Genomic DNA, 17,053 nt, shown 5'->3' with positions numbered 1-17,053 from the left:
CGTTCGGGGGTGGATGCATTAACTTGTCTCCAACTCGTCCGCTCTCACGGGAAGTTCACCCGTGAGGGCTCCGCTGAGCTGGAGGAACACGGTGCTGACGGAAACGCTGGAGTTACTGGCCGCCACGGGCGGTACGGCCTTGGTGAGCGCGGCCGCGACCGATGCGTGGCACACCACCCGCTCCGGCTTCACCCGGCTCTTGGGACGCGGGAACCCGCAGGCCGAACAGACCGCCGCCGGCCGCCTCGACCGCCTCGCCGCGGAGGTGGGCCGGGCCGCCTCCCCCCAGGAGCTGGAAGCCGTGCGCCGCGAACTCCAGGCCGAGTGGCGCGTCCGGCTGAAGGACCTCCTGGAGGAGCAGCCCGAGCTCGCGGCGGAGCTCGGCGAGCTGATCGCCCGCGTCCAGGGCGAGCTGCCGGCACCCCAGCAGACGTTCGTACAGAACAACACGGCGTACGGGGGCGGGATCCAGAACATCACCCAGGGCGGCGACATCATCGTCGGCGACCCCGCCCGGCGGCAGCGGTGACCGAGCCCGTCCGCCAGGACAACGCCGCCCATGACGGTGGGACCCAGAACATCACCCACGGCGGCAACGTCATCAACAACAACTTCAACGTGTACCCGTCGGCGCCTGCCGAGCCGGACGCGCCTGCGGCCGGGAGCCGCGCACGGGGGTGGTTGTCGGGCCGCCGTCTCGCCCTCGTGGCAGCCGGCACCGCCGCCGTGATCGCCGTACCGGTCACGATCCTGAACCTCCCGCACGACCCGCTGAAGACCGAGAACGCCGACAGCGCCCGGTCCGCCGCACCCGGTGGCCCGTCCTCGCCCAGCGCCTCGGCCGCAGCCTCGCCGTCCCCGTCGGCCACGCCCCCGCCGCCGGGTCCCGAGATCGCCGCAGCCCCGGCCGCGACACCGACGCCGTCGGCTTCGCCGAGCCGCCGGTCGGCCACGGTGGGCTCCTCCCCGTATCCGTCCAAGGACGTGGGCTGCCCGAGCAGATGGCTTCGGACCAGCGTCATCAACATCGACATGCAGCCCTGCACCCAGGCGGTGAGCGGAACGGGAGCGGCCCAGTTCGGTGTCGCGCTGAGGAACGCGGGCCCCACCCAGTTGGTCGTCACGGTCTCCGTCAAGCCCGTCGTGAGCGGGGCCTACGGAACGTGCCCACTGCATCCGGGGCCATGGCGGCAGGTCGTCATCGACCCGGGCAAGGTCTGGTACAGCTCGTTCTCGGACTGCTCGGTCAGCGGAACCGTCAAGGGGCAGCGGGTGCAGTCCTCGGCCCGGGTCGCCGGCGAATTCGCAAGCGATGCGGAAGTCGGGGACGCCATGCTCGGCCTCGGGTGGTCGTACGAAATCGACGCGAACGGCACGGTCACGAAGGCCCCCTGAGACGGCTCAGCCCAGGGATACCCCCTGGAAATAGGCGATCGCCCCGAGCACGAGCGGGACGGCGTACCACCAGCGGTTCATCGTCCGGCGGTAGACCGGGAGGAGGGACAGGAGCAGGCCGGCGAAGCTGATGCACAGGGCCACGGCGCCCATCGCGTAGGCGTCGTCGCGCGTGTGCTGGTCCGCGGGGGCGATCGGGTCCGCCATCAGCAGGAGGAAGCAGATGTAGACCGCAGGCAGGTAGATGAGGGCCAGCGGGACGCCCAGGACCCACTGGAGGCAGCCCCGGTCCTCGGGCAGGTCGATGCTCTCGCGCCCGCTCCCGTACGTCATTGCATGGCCTTCTTCACGTTGCCGAGGTTGTTCCGGAAATCATCGCCGTAGTCCTGGGCCTTCTTCGACTCCCAGTACGGGCCGCCGTTGTAGCGGGCGGCGATCTCCTGCATCTGGGCCTCGGTCAGCTGGTCCGCCGGGACGTTCGCGTAACCGGTCTCCTCCTTGATCTGCGCCAGGAAGCCCGCCGCTATGAAGGCGTTCTGCTTCGGGTCCTGGAGCGCGGACTTGACCACGTTGCGCTGCTGGTCCGTGAGGTTCTCCGGGTCGTAGCCGAGCACCTCCGCGCCGCGCCGCAGCTGGACCGCGATCGGGCCGAAGGAGGTCTCGTCAGGCTTGCCGCCCGCCCGGTCCGGCAGGTTCTCGGCCGTGACCGGGCTCAGCCCCCACGGGGCGTCCGCCGCCTGGCGGAAGAAGTCCACGCCGTCGTCGAAGATCCCCGGCTGTCCGCCGACCTCCTTCCAGGCGATGCCCGCGACCATCTCCTCCGGCAGCCCCGCCCGCTGCGCGGCCGCCCGCAGGATCTCCTTGTTGTTGCGGATCCACTCCGCCCGGCCCTCGTCCGACTGCGGCGGGTCCCAGTAGTTGTCGTCCGCCTCCGGCAGCCCCGCCACCCGCATCCGGATGTCGCGCAGCTCGGGGGAGACCGGCTCGTTCCCGACCGGGCCGGTCATCTCCTTCTTCGGACCGCTGCCCGGCAGGTGCGTCAGGGGGTTGGCGCGGGCTTCGGCCGCTTCTCGGCGGATGTCGGCCATGGCCGCGTAGACGTCGACCCCGGCGCCGCCGGCACCGCTCTTCACCTTGAACTCGGGCAGCAGCTCGTACGCCTGCTTCAGCGCGTGCACGCACACGCTGCGCGCCTCCTGCTCGGCCGTCTTGGCCTGGTGGAAGCTGCCGCCCGCGTCGTCGTGGAGCCGGTTGGCCTCGTCGCGGATGTCGTCCACGTCCATGGTCAGTTCGGCGAAGAAGTCCATGACGCCGGTCGTCGCCCGCATGTCCTCCCACTGGCACATCGGCTCCGCCTCCTGCGCCGTGCGCGTGATCGCCGTGCCCTTCGTGGCGATGAGCGCCGCGAGCTTGCGCTCGGTGCGCTTGCCGTTCGAGTAGTGCGACTTGGCGGTCGTCAGGGCCGCCGCGTACGCGTGCAGCGCGCTCGCCGCCTTGTCGTACCCCTCGGCCATGTGGAGCACGAGCTGCCGGGCCTCCGACAGGCGGTCGGTGTACGTGTGGCTGCCGTCGCTCTGCCATTGCGTACCGGTCTCGGCGCGCCGGGCGGGCTCCTCGGCCTGCACCAGCAGATCGCGCAGCCGCTTGAACTCGGCGGCGTTGCGCTCCACCAGCGCCGGGTTGCACTCCTCCAGGAACTGGACGTCCTTGCGGTGGCTCAGGCTCACTTCGACTCCGGCTTCACGTACTGGCCCCCGTCGAGGAGGTTGTCGAGGAAGTTGCGGGCGGTCCCGTCGTCCACCTGCGCGAAGCTGGTACCGGTGGTCTTGAGCTTGGTGGCCAGGGCGGCGAACAGGTTGATCGTGTCCTTGAACTGGTCGTCGGCGAAGCGCGCGAAGCGCAGGGCTTCCGCCGAGACGTCCGCGTGGGCCCGCGGGGCGCGGGCCATGGTGCTCGCGTCGCCGTCGGGCCGGCCCTCGTGGAGGAGCGCGGCGATCTCGATCAGCAGGTTGGCGTTGCCGTTGATGGACTGGGCCCCGGCGACGAGGCTCCCGGCCGGGCTGCCCGGGGCGCTCGCCTCGGCGGGCACGTGGTTGAGGCGCATGGCGGGCGACTGCTGCGCGAGTACGGCGGCCTTGTGCTGAGCCCATTCCGCGTCGAACGACATGTGTCCCCTGGGTAGTTGATAACCGGACATGACCAGAATTGATTGATCATGTTCATGAGGGACGCGGAAGGGGGAGGGCATGGTTCCAAGCAGTGGAAGTGACGCCCGTTGCCCCTGCCGTGACGCCCGTTGCCCCTGCCGTGACGGCCGGGGCAACGGCCGCCCCTGCTCAGGCGGGCTGCTCCGGCGCAGTGGCGGTGATCACCGCGAAGGTGCCGCCCTGGGGGTCGGCGAGGACCGCCATCCGCCCGGCCGCCATGTCGAACGCCGGAGCCATGACGTTGCCGCCGGCCCGGACCGCGGCCGCCTGGATGCTGTCGACGTCGTCGACGGCGAAGTACGGCAGCCAGTGCGGCGGAACCCCGTCCGGCAGCGCGGAGAGGTCCATCATCCCGCCGACCGCGCGACTGCCGACCTTGAACTCCGTGTACCCCTCGGCGCCCGGCATCTGCGACGCGATCGTGGTGAGCGGCAGTACGGCCGAGTAGAACGCGGCGGCGGCGCCGGTGTCCCCGGTGTTCAGCTCGTTCCAGATCAGCGCGCCGTGCTCGTTGACGATGCCCGCCCCGGGGAAGGTCCCGTACTGCCAGAGGCCGACTGCGGCACCGGTCGGGTCGGTGATGACGGCCATCCGCCCGAGGTCCATGACGTCCATCGGGCCCATCATCACGCTGCCGCCCGCGTCGGTGACCGTCTTGAGGGTGGCGTCGACGTCGTCGGTGGCCAGGTACGTGGTCCAGACGGTCGGCGGCATCGGGTCCGGCACCGTCCCGTCCGGGTTGGAAGCGCGCATGATCCCGGCCACCGGCTTGCCCTTGAGGGTGCAGACGGAGTACCCGCCGGTCTCCGCCGGGCCGATCTCCCCCTGCCAGCCGAAGAGGTCGCGGTAGAAGTCGAGAGCGGCCTGCTGGTCGGGGACCATCAGGTCGATCCAGCAGGGGGTGCCGGCCTGGTAGGGGCCGTTCATTTCGGGCACGGATGCCTCCGGGGCTACCGATGAGAGTTGGACGGCCCGTGAATACCCCGTCCGTAAGGTCCGAATCGGGCCGTCCGGCTGAATGTGCGAGCGCTCACCTATAGTCGGTCGCCGTTGATCAACCGACTTTGTACGGGGGCCTGATGACGGTACGAGAGATACGCGCTGCGGCACAGGTGATCGGGCGGCGCAACGCGCTGCGCTACCTGGCGATCGGGGTCGGCGCCTCGCTGGTCGCAGCGTGCGGCGGCAAGGGCAAGGCCCCGGCCTCCGGGGGCGCGGCGGCATCGTCCACGGCTCCGGCCGCGGGACAGGCCTCGGCCTCGGCCTCCGCCTCGGGGCCGGCGGGTGGCGGGGCCGCCTCCTCCGCAGCCCCGGCGCCGACGGCCTCCAGCGTGGTGACCAGGGCCTTCGACGCGTTCATCAAGGGCGACTGGCACCTCGAGTCGACCACGCCGAACGGCGAGACCGTGAAGGGGACCGCCACCGTGAACGCGGACGGCGGCGGGAACTCCGGCTGGACCATCACCTGGACCAGCGGCCCCGAGCCGGTCACCTGGCACGGAGGCTGGCTGCACCGCGGCGGCCACCTGGTCCTCGACGTGTACGAGGCCCCCAAGGGCGTGAGCCGGCTGACCGGCGGCCAAGCCCTGACCGTCCCCAAGGAGGTCGGCGACAACGTCTCGCTCACGTTCCCCTGGCAGCCCCCGGGCCACAAGGACACGAGCGACGGCCAGGTGCTGAAGGTGACGTACAAGAACAACGTGCTGCGGATCGTCCACAGCGAGGGCGGAAACAGCGAGTCGGTGCACGTCTGCACCCGCGCCTAGGGTCGTCGTCAGATGTCGGACGCGTGGGCCACGAACCCGGCCCACGCGTCGGGGCCGAAGGCCAGGTGGTCCCGCTGGATGTCCTTGGAGTCCCGTACGAGGACGGCGCCGGGGGTGGTGGCCACCTCGACGCAGTCGTTGATGTCGCCGCTGTCGCTGTAGCTGCTCTTGAACCAGGCGACCTCGACGCAGTCGTTGCCGTCGCTGCTGTCGCTGTAGCTGCTCTTGAACCACTCCAGCTCGGACTCGTGGATCATGTCTCTCCCAGCACTTGCTCGATGAATGCGACGGACTCCCGTGGCGTGAGAGCCTGGGACCGGATCATGGCATGGCATTGGTCAAGGATCCGGACCTGCCTCGGATCTGAGACGGGGCGGCCGTTGAACGCCCCTTCGGAGCGCCCTACCGCCGATCCGTCCGCGAATTTCAGCACTTGGATCAACCCACCCATTCCGGCGTGCTCTTCGAGATGGGTGGGCATGACTTGGATCGTCACGTGCCGCAGCTCGGCAACCTCCAGCAGGCGTTCGAGTTGCCCACGCATCACCATTGTCCCCCCGATGCGGCGCCGCAGGGTCACCTCTTCCTGGACGAAGCACAGAGCGGGCGCGGGGCTGCGTTCGAAGATTGACCGTCGTGCCATCCGAGCGGCCAAACCGCGTTCCACCTCTTCCGTCGTCTGCGGAGGCTGCCACATCTCGAACAGGGCCCGTGCGTAGTCGTCCGTCTGCAATAGGCCATGGATGTTGTGGTTGCCGTACGCCGACAGTTCGACCGCCCGGCCTTCCATCTTCACCAGGTCCCGGACCTTCTTCGGGTAGCGGACCTGCTCAAGGTCGGCCTTCATGGCGGAGATCTTGCCGCCGGCGTTCAGCACCTCATCGGCCCTGTCGAGGTACTCGGGGCGGGGGATCCGCTTGCCCGCCTCGACCTTGCGGACCTGGTCCTCCCCGTACTGGATGGCCGCCCCGAACTCGGCGGCCCGCATGCCGGCCGACTCGCGCCAGGCCTTGAGCTGGCGGCCCAGCGCGGCCACCACCGCCACGCCCTGTTCGTCCTCCGGGTCGACGTCCCAGCCGGGCTCTTCCGTACCGTCACTGCTGTCCACGCTCATGCGCGCCCACCTCCGACGAGCCGATGTCCTCAGCGCCCCGTACCCGTCGCGTCGGTCCGGACAGCCGCGACAGCGCTGGACAAGCGCCGGACAAACGCGGGACGTACAGGCGATGTTGGTTCCCACGGTACGCACGGACGGACACGCTGAGTGACGTGATTCCTCAACTCGTCGACTTTCACGTCCAGCTGTCCGCGACCCCCCGCGGGGCTCGACTCGGGCGCGTGCTCGCCATCGAACAACTCCGGGCCTGGGGGCTGTCCTTGGAGGCGCCGGCGCAGATCATCGCCGAGCTGTCCGCCAATGCGATCACCCATGGCCGGGTTCCCGGGCGGGACTTCAAACTCGCCCTCACCGTCACCCCCGAAACGCTGCTGATCGAGGTGACGGACACCCGGGGTGACCGCATCCCGGAGATTCGCGATTCGGGCCGGGGTCTGGTCCTGGTCGATGCGCTGGCAGACCGTTGGGGCGTAAGGGAAGGGCCGGTTCCGTCCAAGGTGGTGTGGGCGGAGATCTCACTCGATGCCGCGTCGCGATTCGTCGCGATCCGGCGCGCTTAGACGCATAAAGACCTAAAGAACCGGGGGAAAGAACCAACCGACCCAACCCCACCGGCCCCCGTCGCTCGGTCGGGTGAACTGTGCCAACTGAGCTGGATTCAGGGCCGGTTGGCGGGCATATGCTCGCCCCGACAACAGCAGACATGAGACGGCCCCCGGCGGGACTGGCATCCCGGTCGAGGGCCTGACCAATCAGGAAGCAGCAACCTTCCCCATGGCTCTTGAGCACCCTAGCGCGCCCTCGCGCGCCTCGTCCCGAGTTCGTGCCGGGACCCCCCGATCCGGTGTCATCCACGTCAACACGTGGCACGCCAGTCACTACACCGTGATCGGCAACCACCTGCTCCAGCACCGCGAGCTGTCGGCGACGGCGATCGGGGTCGCGTCGTACATCCAGTCGCTCCCCGACGGCGCCCCGGTCGGCATCAGGGCCCTCACCGACCGCTTCACGGAGGGCGAGAGGCGCATCAGCGCCGCCCTCCACGAGCTGGAGCGCCACGGCTACCTGGAACGCCGGACCGAGCGCCTGCCCACCGGCCGGGTGGCAACCCGCACGTACTCGTACAACAAGCCGCTGACCACCCCGGACGGCCCGCCCCCACCACCCCGCAAGCCCGCACCGGACCGGGACCCAGACCCGGACCGGGAGCCAGACCCGGACCGGGACCCAGACCCGGACCGGGAGCCGGAGCCGACACCGGAGGCGGACCCCTCACCGGGGCCGGGGCGGGAGCCGGAGCAGGGGCCTTCGCCCGCGCCGGAGCCGGATCCTGCACCCGAACCACGGCAGCTGCACGCCGGGGCGGCCGATCTGCTCGCCGGCCTCCGCCGCTACGACCCGCGCCTGCTCCTGGCCGAGCGCGACGTACAACGCCTCGCACCCGCCGTGTCGACCTGGCTGGACCGAGGTGCGGACCCGGAGGCGGTCGGGCTGGCCCTGACCGCGAACCTCCCCGAGCCGATGCGCAGCCCCGCCTCCGTACTCGCGTACCGGCTCGAGGCGCTGCTCCCGCCCCGCCTGCCACAAGCCCCGTCGGCGAGGCCGGTCAGACGGCCGGACCCGTTCCAGACCTGCGACGGCTGCGACCGCGCCTTCCGGTCCCCGCACCCCGGCCGCTGCCGCGACTGCCCGCCCGAGGCGTGCGAGGCCGCCTGAGCCGGGCCCTCTCCGGGGTTGTCGTGCTGCGCCGTCCGGCCGCTCCGGCGGGATGTCGCCACGGTTGCGGCCTCGGGGCGTGGTCGGCTGGTCGTCGTCCCCACTGACCGACATCGAAAGGTGGACCGGGCGACATCGTGATCAACCTGTCTGCGCCAAGGTGAATCCTGCTGGTCAGGCCGCCGCGAGAGCTGTTTCGCGGTGTGCGCAGTCCGGTTGCGGGGCATTCGGCGCAGAGTAGCCTGGACTTGATCGACACTGCCTGATATCGGAGGTAGGCGATGTTTGTCCGAAGGCTGCGGCGCCGTATGCCGCATCGGCTTGTTCTTCTCGGCAACGGCCGTTTGATCCGAGGCCTCAGCGGAGGGTTCTACGACGGCCACGGATACCAGTCCTGATACAGCCCACCGCGTCGAACTCGGCCTGCCGCAGAGTCCGTGCGGCAGACCGAGTTTGGAGTGTGCGCGGTGGCGGAAGAGACCGACACCCTGGTGGCCATTACGCGGGTCCTGTCACCGCATTGCCGTGTCACCAGGACGTCCAGCGGTGCCCTGATCGCCGACTGGAGGCGGCGAACCCGTTTTCTCGGCATGACGACGACGGACGTTCAGAAATTCGTAGAGGGAACCTCCGAGGAACGCGCCGAACTCGTCACCGATCTCATCCGCGCCGGTTGTGCGACGGATCACCGGAAGGCGTACTCGGACGTCGAGGTCGGGCTCTGGCTGCGCGGAGTGCACCTGTCCATCCGGACGATGGGATTCGGGCGCGTCCTGCGGCTCCTGTCCTTGGCAGCCCCGGTGTACGCACGCGCAGACCCCCCTTCGGCGGAGGAGGTTGCGCGGCTGAAACGAGCGGTGCGATCAAACAGTCGCAGAAGCTGGTTCGTGAACGACGACTGCAAGGCCGAGGCCGTGACGGCCTTCGTCCTCCTGCGGCGATGCGGTTTGAACGCCGTGCTTCACGTCGGGATGCGCGAGCACCCGTTCGGTTTGCATGCCTGGAGCTCTTCGGCGGGCGTGTGCATCCCTGACGCCGATCCGCGGGGCCACGCGTTCGCGCCGGTTCTCTCGATCAGTTGCGGCGGGCAGTGACGTGCAAGCACTCCGCCTTGATTGGGCCGCGGGTGCACCGAGGCTCCGGGCGGCCGAGGCCATGGCTCGGCAGGGGCTCGTGACGACGGTCTCCTCACAGGCCGGCACTGCCGTGGTCGTCGGCTGGGTCGGCTCGGTCCGTGACCGTGTGGCGGGCGCGCGCCGGCTCCTGGACGACGTCGGCCGGACGGGAGGCACACCACGTCTGCCAATCGGCGACTACGCGGCCGTCCTGGTGTGCCGCGACCGCATCGTGCTGATGCGCGACGACTACGCGCGCATCCCCTTGTTCTTCAGGGAGTCCGGCGGGCGCGTGAGCGCGGTGAGTACGTCGGCGCGCTGTCTGGGCGACTTCGAAGCGCTGGAGCGCAGCTACTTCTGCCGGTACCTGACCGGGAACATGGCGCAACCGCACTCGGAACTCACCCCGTTCTCCGGTGTGCACCGGATCCTCGGCGGCGAGGTCGTGGAACTTTCGCTCACCGGGCAGATGCGCGGGCGGGTGCGAAGACGCATCGGTGAGGCCGACGACCCGTGGGAATCGACGGCAGTCGGGCTCCGGCTGAGCGGGGCCGCGAAGAACCTGCGCCTCGCGCTGGAGCAGGCCGTCGGGCGCCGGGTCGGCCGGATGACGGCGTGCCACGTCTCCGGCGGCACCGACTCCACCAGCATCGCCCTGCTCGCAGCACGCCTGCTGGCCGAGGAACAGCGCCGCCCCGGGGGCCTCGTCCTGCTCGCCGGGCGCTTCGACAGGGGAGAGCTGGCCGGGGAGCGGCCGTACCTCGAAGAGGCGATGAAGGAGATCTGCCGCCATGCACCGGCAGCCCGCCCGGTGATCGCGGATGTCGGCGACGTGGCCGACTTCGACGACTTCGAACACCACGCGGGAGACGCGGACGAGCCCCATACGCACGCCTTTCGCGCCCCGTTCTGGAGCAGGCTCCACGGCCATGCGGCGGAACTCGGCTGCGACACCCTCATGACCGGTTGCGGGGCCGATCCGATTGTCGACGCCAACCCTCTTCACCTGCACCGGCTGGCCCGCACAGGGCAGCTCCGGCAAATGACGAAGCAGGCACGCGCCTGGGCCGCAGGCACCGAACGCGGCGTGCGCGACGTCGTCTACGACTACGTCGTGCGGCCGGCCCTTCCACTCGCAGCCGAACGGTTCGCCGCGCTCGACCGCCGCGGGACCGTGCTGGGTGGCCTCGGCCGCTTCGCCCGCCCCCGCTGGCTGCGATCCGGATTCGCGCGGGCCCACGGCTACCGTGAGGCGAGCACCGCGGAGAGCCGCTTCGTGTTCGGACGCAGGCCGGAAGAGTCGTTCTTCGAGGCGGCGAACTACCTCGCCGCTCCCGACCCGCTGTCCTGGCGCCGAGCCCGGCAGGACGGGTTCTTCCTCTCGCACCCCTTCCTCGACCGCGAGGTCATCGCCGCGATGCGCCGCCTTCCGGCCGAAGCCACGTTCCATCCGGGCCGTCCCAAGGCGGTTCTGCGCGAGGCGATGGCGGATCTGCTCCCCTCCCGGATCCACGGCCGGGCGGTCAAGGTCCCCTTCGACCAGCTCTACGCCCGGGGCCTGCGGGCACACGGCGACGCACTCATCGACCTCTGCCGCTCCGCGAGGCATCCGCTGGTCGCGGAGATGTTCGACATCGAGGTGCTGTGCCGGGCGGTGAGGGAGGCGCGGCTCGGCGTCGGGAACGCGGAATCCTGGGATCGCATGAACAGCTCCCTCGCCCTCGTGGCGTGGCTGGAGCGACTGGACCCGCGACCCCGCGCGCTCGGTGCGGCAACGGCGGTCATTGGCGGATCTTGCTCTTGATGTCCCACAGTGATCGCTGGATCGGGCCCGTCACGACAGTGACGAGGCCGTACCGGCTGTTCACTTCTCGGATTTGCCGGTCCCCCAGCTTGATATCTTCCTCGCCTTTTCGCGCGATGGATGCGGCCACGCTTGCACCGTGTTTGCCGAAATTCCAATAGATGGAGACGAAACGGGGATCCATCGTGAGCTCATTGATCGAATTGTTTTCGTGCACCCTGCCGTAGTAAATGACGGAGTCATAATCCTTCTGCGCCTTCACCCACCGAGGTACATCGCTGCTGCTCCAGGAATAGCCTTTAAAATCCACTTTATCCAGGCTGAGCCGGTCCTTGCGTGCGAGGCTCGCGGTGGTGTAAAAGGCCACTTGGTCGTACGGCGTGTCGATGGGCAGCTCCAAGACCGTTCGCATGGCGAACGAGTCGCTCGCCTCGATCCAGCCCCCAGGGAGCATCCACGGCTGTGCCGCCAGCAACTGGCCGGTCTCGTGTTTCTCCCGGCGGGAGAGCGGGCTTCTCTCCTGGGATTTCTCCCACCGCTCGGCGTCATCACGCCATTGCTGCTGGAGCCGGTCGTATTTGCTCACCGGCACCTTTTGCCCCATGGCGTGGAACTCGGCACCCATGATGTAGAAACCCACATCGCTGTGGTTTTCGAGCGTGATGTCGACCGGAACGGCGAATGATTTCCGGTCCATGCTCAATTCCGGCTCCCCCATCACCAGCTTGATGACGGGCCTGGCCCCGTGCTGGGATGGCTGATAGAGGTTCTGATAGCCGAAATTGGCGATCGCGAATACAGATGAGGCGATGACCGCCGTGGCCACCCGCTTCGGAGCGGGGATCGAGGTCAATGCCCGCCACACCGCGAAGGCGGCCCATGCGGAACCCACCGTGAGCAGGCTCGACAGCGCCATGTAGTACGGAGAGTCGCCGTCCAATACCTCAAGCAGGACCATCAGATTGCTCAACGATGCCGCAACCGTGCCGGCCAGCGCGACCATTCCGGAGTGGGGGAAGCTGCCCCGGAACCAGTAGTCCATGACCGCGGCGCCGCCAAACAGTGCGGCGGCCGAGGCCACGACGAGGCCGGCGCCGGTCATGCGGCCCGTGAAGCTCAGGGCCTCATTGAGGTCCTTGATGCCGAACCGGCCCAGGTAGCCCGCCGTCCCGAGGAGGATCAGCAGGATCAGTACCGGGGTCGTCCACCACCATCGGGTCGTCTTCGGTACCCGTCGTGCCCGCGGGCGCGAGCCGGATCCGGACGTGGGTGGAGTCCTCACGTGATCACCTCCTGGCGCTGCAGGTGATCCGGGGTGCTCCGGATGCGCGGATGACGACCGCGAACGGATACACACCCGGCATCGGCACGCGCGAATAGCAGGCACGGTGTCGCCTTCCCGTGTCGGACAGGGCGGTCCGGCGTTGCGCTGAGGGCTCAAGCGTCATCGTCCGTGCCGATCCGCGGGATCACCATCCGGATACCTCTGGACGGCCTAACCAAGAGGGTCCGGGGTGCCCGGCGCGGGCGACGGCGAGGGATTCGCCGTCACCCGCGCAGGCTTGTCGGGGCTGAGGCTCAGCCGAGCTTGGTCGTGAAGTCGGAGTAGAAGGTCTTGCCCGAGGTGTGGTCGATGACCTTGGCCCGGCAGGTGCCGCGGGCGCCGACGGCGAAGACGTAGCTGCGGGTCTCGCTCGGGTTGATCCAGAAGGCGCCGTTGTCCCCGTAGGTGTAGCCGTTCTGGCACTCGAGGTTGAAGTCGATGTAGTGGGCGCGGCCGTCGTCCCAGTGCTTGATGTACTGGACGTCGTAGCCGTTGCCGACGGTGCGGACGCAGGCGTTGCCCTCGTTGTAGAAGCGGCACTTCCACGAGCCCGCGGCCTCGGCCGACGAGGCGAAGGCGATCGTGCCGGTGACGACGGTGAGGGCGGCGGCAGCGAGTGTGCCGATGCGCTTGGCGATGTTCATGCATTCCCCCTGAATGACATCCGATGTGGCACGCCGGAACCAGGCGAGGGCGGTGCGAACCGGCCCCGTCCTGATCTCGGCGATGATTCGAACTTACCAGCGAGGACTGACAGTTCAGGGTTGGCGTCACGCCGGTGGTTCGTGCGCACGCTCGTCCGGTGCGTCGGCTACGACGACGAGGCCTCTTCGGGTGCGGGGCAGGCCGACACCTGAGGCGAGGGGACATGCCGCCGACACCACGTCGGTCCTGGCAGGCCACCCCCGAATCCTGATGCGCCTCGCCCTGCGCCGACGGACCCGCACCGGGCCCGGGCGGGGCGGCCGCCGTGCGTCGGCCAACGGCAGGCCGACGCACGGGGAGACGCTCCGGCGTTACGTCGTGTAGTAGCCGGCGATGTCGGCGATGAGGTCGACGGAGCCTGCGTTGTTGTAGAAGCTGACCTTTCCGTTCACGACGGGGACGATGACCAGGTTCGGGATCGTCTGACCGGCGGTGAAGTTCAGGTTGGAGGCGCTGGTGCGGGTCGTCCCGTTGGGGTAGACGGAGACGTAACTGCCGGTGGTGGGGTCGGTGGCCGTGACGTTCAGGACGACGGCCGTCACCCCTGCTGCCGGGATCCCCGCGGTGCCCGCGACTTGCAGGGTTGCGGTGCCGCCCTGGCCGACCTTCGCCTTGGGGACGCCGAGTCCGCTGCGGGTGTCCATGAGCCGCGTGGGCGTGATCGGCTTGTAGGTGGAGCCGGTGCCGTCGGTCGTGTAGTAGCCGGCGATGTCGGCGATGAGGTCGACGGAGCCTGCGTTGTTGTAGAAGCTGACCTTTCCGTTGACGACGGGGACGATGACCAGGTTCGGGATCGTCTGGCCCGCGGTGAAGTTGAGGTTGGAGGCGCTGGTGCGGGTCGTCCCGTCGGGGTAGACGGAGACGTAACTGCCGGTGGTGGGGTCGGTGGCCGTGACGTTCAGGACGACCGCCGTCACCCCTGCTGCCGGGATCCCCGCCGTGCCCGTGGCCTGCAGGGTCACTGTCCCGCCCTGGCCCACCTTCGCCTTCGGTACGCCGAGTCCCTCGCGGGTGTCCATGAGCCGCGTGGGCGTGATCGGCTTGTACGTGGAGCCGGTGCCGTCGGTCGTGTAGTAGCCGGCGATGTCGGCGATGAGGTCGACGGAGCCTGCGTTGTTGTAGAAGCTGACCTTTCCGTTGACGACGGGGACGATGACCAGGTTCGGGATGGTCTGGCCCGCGGTGACGTTCAGGTTGGAGGCGCTGGTGCGGGTCGTGCCGTCGGGGTAGACGGAGACGTAGCTGGCGTCGGTGGGGTCGGTCGCCGTGACGTTCAGGACGACGGCCGTCACCCCTGTGGCGGGGAGTCCGGCGGTGCCCGTGACCTGCAGGGTTGCGGTGCCGCCCTGGCCGACCTTGGCCTTGGGGACGCCGAGTCCGCTACGGGTGTCCATGAGCCGCGTGGGCGTGATCGGCTTGTAGGTACCCAGGCCGGAGACCGGGGGCGGCGTCACCGTCAGCGTGCCGCGCGCGTACTCGCTGCCGAGCGCGACGACGCTGATGTTCCAGTTGCCTGCGGGGGCCGTACGCAGGTCCACGCTTGCCTTCAGCGTCCGGCCGTCGTCGGAGACCGAGACGGTCGTCGCCGTCAGCGGCGCCGGGCCGCCGGTCAGCCGGACGGTGGTGCCCATGCCCAGCGCAGTGCCCTGCACGGTGAGGGTGGCGACCGTACCGCTCTGCGCAGTGCCCGGCGTCACCGTCCCGACCGACACGTCCTCGGAACCGCAAGGCGCGTTGGTGCAGACGAGATTCGCGCGGTAGGCCGAATGGTCGGCCCAGTTCTGCAGCGAGAGGACGAACAGGCCCTGGTCGGCGCCCTGGCAGTCGTACGTGGACGAGCTGGACGAGCTGCCCGTGCAGAGGTTGCGCCCCGTGTTGTCGTAGAGCGCGGGCTCCGGGCCGGGGGACCCGTCCGTGGCGGTGGAGGTGATGTCCGCCCTGAACCGGTCGCCCTGGACGCTCGGCAGGACGGCGCACGCGCCGGTGCGCTGCTCGGAGAGCGTGCCGGTCAGCGGGCCGTACCCGTACGCGACCGATCCGACCCGGGGGCATTCGGGGGCGGGCCCGGCGGCCGTGGCGATCCGCCAGGCGTCGAGGCGGTAGGAAGCGGGCAGGTGGAAGTTCTCCGGGACCTGGGTGACCACCTGGTAGCCGGTGGAGCCCGTGGGGGTGCACGCCGAGGTCCGCTGGTGGCAGGCGATGCCGCCGTTGTTGTCCATGACCAGCACGTTCGTGCCGTCGTGGGCATCCCGGGGGTTGATGTACAGCCGGTCCGTGGCGGCGGCCGTGGTGATCCGGTGGCAGCGCAACGTACCGACCTTGCCGGACGTTCCGGTCACGGCCGGGGCGCCGATCGCCGTCGCGGCGGAGACGGTGCAGCCCCGGGCCGTGGCCGTGACGTCCCGGCGGTCCAGGGTGTGGCTGCGCGGGGCGTCCTGGCCCCGCAGGAGCACGGTGTACGCCTTGCCGGTGGTGAAGGAGCAGCTGGTGAGGCCGTCCGTCCGGAGCTGCTGGCCCGGGGCGGGGTGGTCGTAGCACGAGGGCGGCCCGTTGCCGTCGGTGTCGACCACGCTGAGCTCGTAACGCGGGAACAGGTCCGTGTCGTCCGGGACGCCGTAGCGGATACGGAGGAGCTCGGAGGTGGAGTGCGCATCGGCCGGGATGGTCAGGCAGTGCGAGAAGACACCGCTGCCGGTCTCCAGCTGTACGGCCGCCGCGTCGTCGGCGAAGCTCCCGGAGGGCAGGACCTGACAGCCGTTCTGGGCCACGTCCGTACGTACGAAGTGGACGCCGTACGGCCCGGTCGCGGTGGTGTCCTCGGCGTGCACCAGTGCACGGAAAGGTGCCGTTCCGGTGAGGGCGCAGCCACCCCGGCCGAGAACGGCGGGGGTGCACTGTGCCGTGCCGTTCTTGTCGACCACCTCGACCCGGACGGTCACGCCCGCGCCGCCGAGCGAGGTGAGGGCGGCGATCCGGGCGCCCTGCGGGCTCGGCAGCTCCAGGCAGTGGGTCTGTCCGGCGGTGGTGAACTCACCTGCGTACCGCCCTTCGGCGACGCCGACGCAGTCCTGGGCGACCGGCGCGGCATGCGAGGAGCCCGCCGGCAGGAGGAGTGCGGCGAGGACGGCGAGCAGGCACGTCAGTACGGTGGAAACCGGACGTCTTATGGACGCCGATGGCGTTGGCATGAACCCCCCAGGGTGGTGTGCGACGAGTGATCGTCGCATGCCCCGGGCGGAGCCGAGGTGTTGGGGGACCGGCTTCGTGCAACGCCCTTCAGGCCACGCCTCCCAGGTGGCAGAACTCGCCATGGCTCGTCGCCTGGTTGGGCCACCACTGGGAACCGGTTGCCACACGGAAGATCAGCGGCGGGGCGAGCCTCCGCTCGGGCCCGCGTCGCGCAGTTCCGTCCAGGCCGCACGCAGGACGGCGAGCTCGCGGTCCACGTCGTGGTGCAGGTCGTTGAGGTTCATCAGCTGTAGGCGCCGGCGGCCGTCGGTCGGGTACGCGTACATGAGCATGCTCGGCGTCAGAGAGGGCCGGGCGCCGATGGCCGGGGCGCGCAGGGGCTCGGCCCTGATGTCCTCGATCTCCGACCACGCCAGCCGGCGCGTCCGGATCGGCCCCCGGACCGTGAGGCCGGTGCGGTCCGCCATGGTGGCGGTCCGTGGAACGGTGGCGAGCGTCCCCGCCATGGCCAGCGCCAGGACGCTCAACAGCCACCTCAACCAGGCGGGGACGTTCTCCTGGGTCCAGGCCGACACCAGCAACCCGAGCATCGTGACCCCGATGACGGCCGCAGCCGTGGCCAGCTTCCGCCCGTTCACCCGGTACTCGCGCGGCAGTTCCGCTGTTCCCCGTGCCCCCATGGCCTCCGCCCCTCTCGCAGTTCGTCCACCGTACG

Annotated in this window: 17 protein-coding genes and 1 pseudogene; 8 read left to right on the top strand and 10 right to left on the bottom strand. The window is 69.7% G+C overall.

The window, feature by feature from the left end; all coding sequences use genetic code 11:
• Nucleotides 1-91 precede the first annotated feature (91 nt).
• Both ACZ5WG_RS26080 and ACZ5WG_RS26075 read left to right on the top strand, forming a co-directional pair.
• Nucleotides 92-529: a hypothetical protein gene (locus ACZ5WG_RS26080; protein WP_468726294.1), complete on the top strand. Its 438-nt coding sequence runs from the start codon at nucleotides 92-94 to the stop codon at nucleotides 527-529.
• On the top strand, nucleotides 526-1,395 hold the full coding sequence (locus ACZ5WG_RS26075; RefSeq protein WP_468726292.1) for a hypothetical protein: 870 nt from the start codon (nucleotides 526-528) through the stop codon (nucleotides 1,393-1,395). The genes ACZ5WG_RS26080 and ACZ5WG_RS26075 overlap by 4 nt, the downstream gene beginning before the upstream one ends.
• 6 nt (nucleotides 1,396-1,401) lie before the next feature.
• Here ACZ5WG_RS26075 and ACZ5WG_RS26070 read toward each other — a convergent pair whose 3' ends face one another.
• The 4 genes from ACZ5WG_RS26070 to ACZ5WG_RS26055 all read right to left on the bottom strand — a co-directional run bounded on the left by ACZ5WG_RS26070 (nucleotide 1,402) and on the right by ACZ5WG_RS26055 (nucleotide 4,529).
• On the bottom strand, nucleotides 1,402-1,728 hold the full coding sequence (locus ACZ5WG_RS26070; RefSeq protein ID WP_468726291.1) for a hypothetical protein: 327 nt from the start codon (nucleotides 1,726-1,728) through the stop codon (nucleotides 1,402-1,404).
• Nucleotides 1,725-3,122 carry a hypothetical protein gene (locus ACZ5WG_RS26065; RefSeq protein WP_468726289.1) on the bottom strand — a complete coding sequence of 466 codons (1,398 nt, stop codon included), beginning with the start codon at nucleotides 3,120-3,122 and terminating at the stop codon, nucleotides 1,725-1,727. Before ACZ5WG_RS26065 ends, ACZ5WG_RS26070 begins: the two co-directional genes overlap by 4 nt.
• Nucleotides 3,119-3,562 (bottom strand): hypothetical protein, encoded by a 444-nt coding sequence (locus ACZ5WG_RS26060; protein WP_266664972.1) that lies wholly within the window; start codon nucleotides 3,560-3,562, stop codon nucleotides 3,119-3,121. The genes ACZ5WG_RS26065 and ACZ5WG_RS26060 overlap by 4 nt, the downstream gene beginning before the upstream one ends.
• A gap of 169 nt (nucleotides 3,563-3,731) precedes the next feature.
• The gene (locus tag ACZ5WG_RS26055) at nucleotides 3,732-4,529 is read right to left on the bottom strand and encodes a VOC family protein (RefSeq protein WP_468726361.1); all 798 of its coding nucleotides are present in this window, start codon (nucleotides 4,527-4,529) and stop codon (nucleotides 3,732-3,734) included.
• Nucleotides 4,530-4,681: 152 nt separating this feature from the next.
• Between ACZ5WG_RS26055 and ACZ5WG_RS26050 the strand changes: the two genes are divergently transcribed.
• The gene (locus ACZ5WG_RS26050; RefSeq protein WP_468726288.1) at nucleotides 4,682-5,368 is read left to right on the top strand and encodes a hypothetical protein; all 687 of its coding nucleotides are present in this window, start codon (nucleotides 4,682-4,684) and stop codon (nucleotides 5,366-5,368) included.
• Between the two features lie 8 nt (nucleotides 5,369-5,376).
• Here ACZ5WG_RS26050 and ACZ5WG_RS26045 read toward each other — a convergent pair whose 3' ends face one another.
• Both ACZ5WG_RS26045 and ACZ5WG_RS26040 read right to left on the bottom strand, forming a co-directional pair.
• Nucleotides 5,377-5,625: a DUF397 domain-containing protein gene (locus ACZ5WG_RS26045; RefSeq protein WP_468726287.1), complete on the bottom strand. Its 249-nt coding sequence runs from the start codon at nucleotides 5,623-5,625 to the stop codon at nucleotides 5,377-5,379.
• On the bottom strand, nucleotides 5,622-6,482 hold the full coding sequence (locus tag ACZ5WG_RS26040) for a helix-turn-helix domain-containing protein (RefSeq protein WP_468726285.1): 861 nt from the start codon (nucleotides 6,480-6,482) through the stop codon (nucleotides 5,622-5,624). The genes ACZ5WG_RS26045 and ACZ5WG_RS26040 overlap by 4 nt, the downstream gene beginning before the upstream one ends.
• 224 nt (nucleotides 6,483-6,706) lie before the next feature.
• Here ACZ5WG_RS26040 and ACZ5WG_RS26035 point away from each other — a divergent pair, with 224 nt between their 5' ends.
• From ACZ5WG_RS26035 to ACZ5WG_RS26020, 4 genes are all read left to right on the top strand, one after another.
• Nucleotides 6,707-7,045 carry an ATP-binding protein gene (locus ACZ5WG_RS26035; RefSeq protein WP_468726284.1) on the top strand — a complete coding sequence of 113 codons (339 nt, stop codon included), beginning with the start codon at nucleotides 6,707-6,709 and terminating at the stop codon, nucleotides 7,043-7,045.
• A 325-nt stretch (nucleotides 7,046-7,370) separates the two neighbouring features.
• Complete coding sequence (locus tag ACZ5WG_RS26030; protein ID WP_468726282.1) at nucleotides 7,371-8,201, top strand: helix-turn-helix domain-containing protein; 831 nt, start codon at nucleotides 7,371-7,373, stop codon at nucleotides 8,199-8,201.
• Between the two features lie 467 nt (nucleotides 8,202-8,668).
• The gene (locus ACZ5WG_RS26025) at nucleotides 8,669-9,295 is read left to right on the top strand and encodes a lasso peptide biosynthesis B2 protein (protein WP_468726280.1); all 627 of its coding nucleotides are present in this window, start codon (nucleotides 8,669-8,671) and stop codon (nucleotides 9,293-9,295) included.
• Between the two features lie 61 nt (nucleotides 9,296-9,356).
• Nucleotides 9,357-11,120: an asparagine synthase-related protein gene (locus ACZ5WG_RS26020; protein WP_468726279.1), complete on the top strand. Its 1,764-nt coding sequence runs from the start codon at nucleotides 9,357-9,359 to the stop codon at nucleotides 11,118-11,120.
• Here ACZ5WG_RS26020 and ACZ5WG_RS26015 read toward each other — a convergent pair.
• A complete protein-coding gene (locus tag ACZ5WG_RS26015; protein WP_468726277.1) occupies nucleotides 11,098-12,402 on the bottom strand; it encodes a Yip1 family protein in 1,305 nt (434 codons plus the stop codon). The genes ACZ5WG_RS26020 and ACZ5WG_RS26015 overlap by 23 nt on opposite strands.
• Nucleotides 12,403-12,698: 296 nt before the next feature.
• Nucleotides 12,699-13,088, bottom strand: a complete 390-nt coding sequence (locus tag ACZ5WG_RS26010) for a hypothetical protein (RefSeq protein ID WP_468726276.1) — start codon at nucleotides 13,086-13,088, stop codon at nucleotides 12,699-12,701.
• Nucleotides 13,089-13,311: 223 nt separating this feature from the next.
• Between ACZ5WG_RS26010 and ACZ5WG_RS26005 the strand changes: the two are divergent.
• Nucleotides 13,312-13,377: pseudogene (locus ACZ5WG_RS26005) on the top strand (GNAT family N-acetyltransferase); the annotation flags it as partial.
• Between the two features lie 83 nt (nucleotides 13,378-13,460).
• Here the strand turns inward: ACZ5WG_RS26005 and ACZ5WG_RS26000 are convergent.
• Together ACZ5WG_RS26000 and ACZ5WG_RS25995 are read right to left on the bottom strand one after the other, a co-directional pair.
• Nucleotides 13,461-16,337 (bottom strand): hypothetical protein, encoded by a 2,877-nt coding sequence (locus ACZ5WG_RS26000; RefSeq protein WP_468726274.1) that lies wholly within the window; start codon nucleotides 16,335-16,337, stop codon nucleotides 13,461-13,463.
• A gap of 174 nt (nucleotides 16,338-16,511) precedes the next feature.
• Entirely contained in the window at nucleotides 16,512-17,018 is a 507-nt protein-coding gene (locus ACZ5WG_RS25995; RefSeq protein WP_468726272.1) for a PH domain-containing protein, read from the bottom strand.
• Between the last annotated feature and the right edge of the window lie 35 nt (nucleotides 17,019-17,053).

It is taken from the genome of Streptomyces sp. NPDC032745 (assembly GCF_055579465.1).
Note: the sequence above shows the minus strand (reverse complement) of the source record. Positions and strands in the feature narration are given on the sequence as shown.

Excerpts from the sequence above, each read along its gene's own strand:
- ACZ5WG_RS26010 (WP_468726276.1), bottom strand. The coding sequence starts at position 13,088 with ATGAACATCGCCAAGCGCATCGGCACACTCGCTGCCGCCGCCCTCACC.
- ACZ5WG_RS26020 (WP_468726279.1), top strand. The coding sequence starts at position 9,357 with ATGGCTCGGCAGGGGCTCGTGACGACGGTCTCCTCACAGGCCGGCACT.
- ACZ5WG_RS26050 (WP_468726288.1), top strand. The coding sequence starts at position 4,682 with ATGACGGTACGAGAGATACGCGCTGCGGCACAGGTGATCGGGCGGCGC.
- ACZ5WG_RS26055 (WP_468726361.1), bottom strand. The coding sequence starts at position 4,529 with ATGAACGGCCCCTACCAGGCCGGCACCCCCTGCTGGATCGACCTGATG.
- ACZ5WG_RS26000 (WP_468726274.1), bottom strand. The coding sequence starts at position 16,337 with ATGCCAACGCCATCGGCGTCCATAAGACGTCCGGTTTCCACCGTACTG.
- ACZ5WG_RS26045 (WP_468726287.1), bottom strand. The coding sequence starts at position 5,625 with ATGATCCACGAGTCCGAGCTGGAGTGGTTCAAGAGCAGCTACAGCGAC.
- ACZ5WG_RS25995 (WP_468726272.1), bottom strand. The coding sequence starts at position 17,018 with ATGGGGGCACGGGGAACAGCGGAACTGCCGCGCGAGTACCGGGTGAAC.
- ACZ5WG_RS26040 (WP_468726285.1), bottom strand. The coding sequence starts at position 6,482 with ATGAGCGTGGACAGCAGTGACGGTACGGAAGAGCCCGGCTGGGACGTC.
- ACZ5WG_RS26060 (WP_266664972.1), bottom strand. The coding sequence starts at position 3,562 with ATGTCGTTCGACGCGGAATGGGCTCAGCACAAGGCCGCCGTACTCGCG.
- ACZ5WG_RS26070 (WP_468726291.1), bottom strand. The coding sequence starts at position 1,728 with ATGACGTACGGGAGCGGGCGCGAGAGCATCGACCTGCCCGAGGACCGG.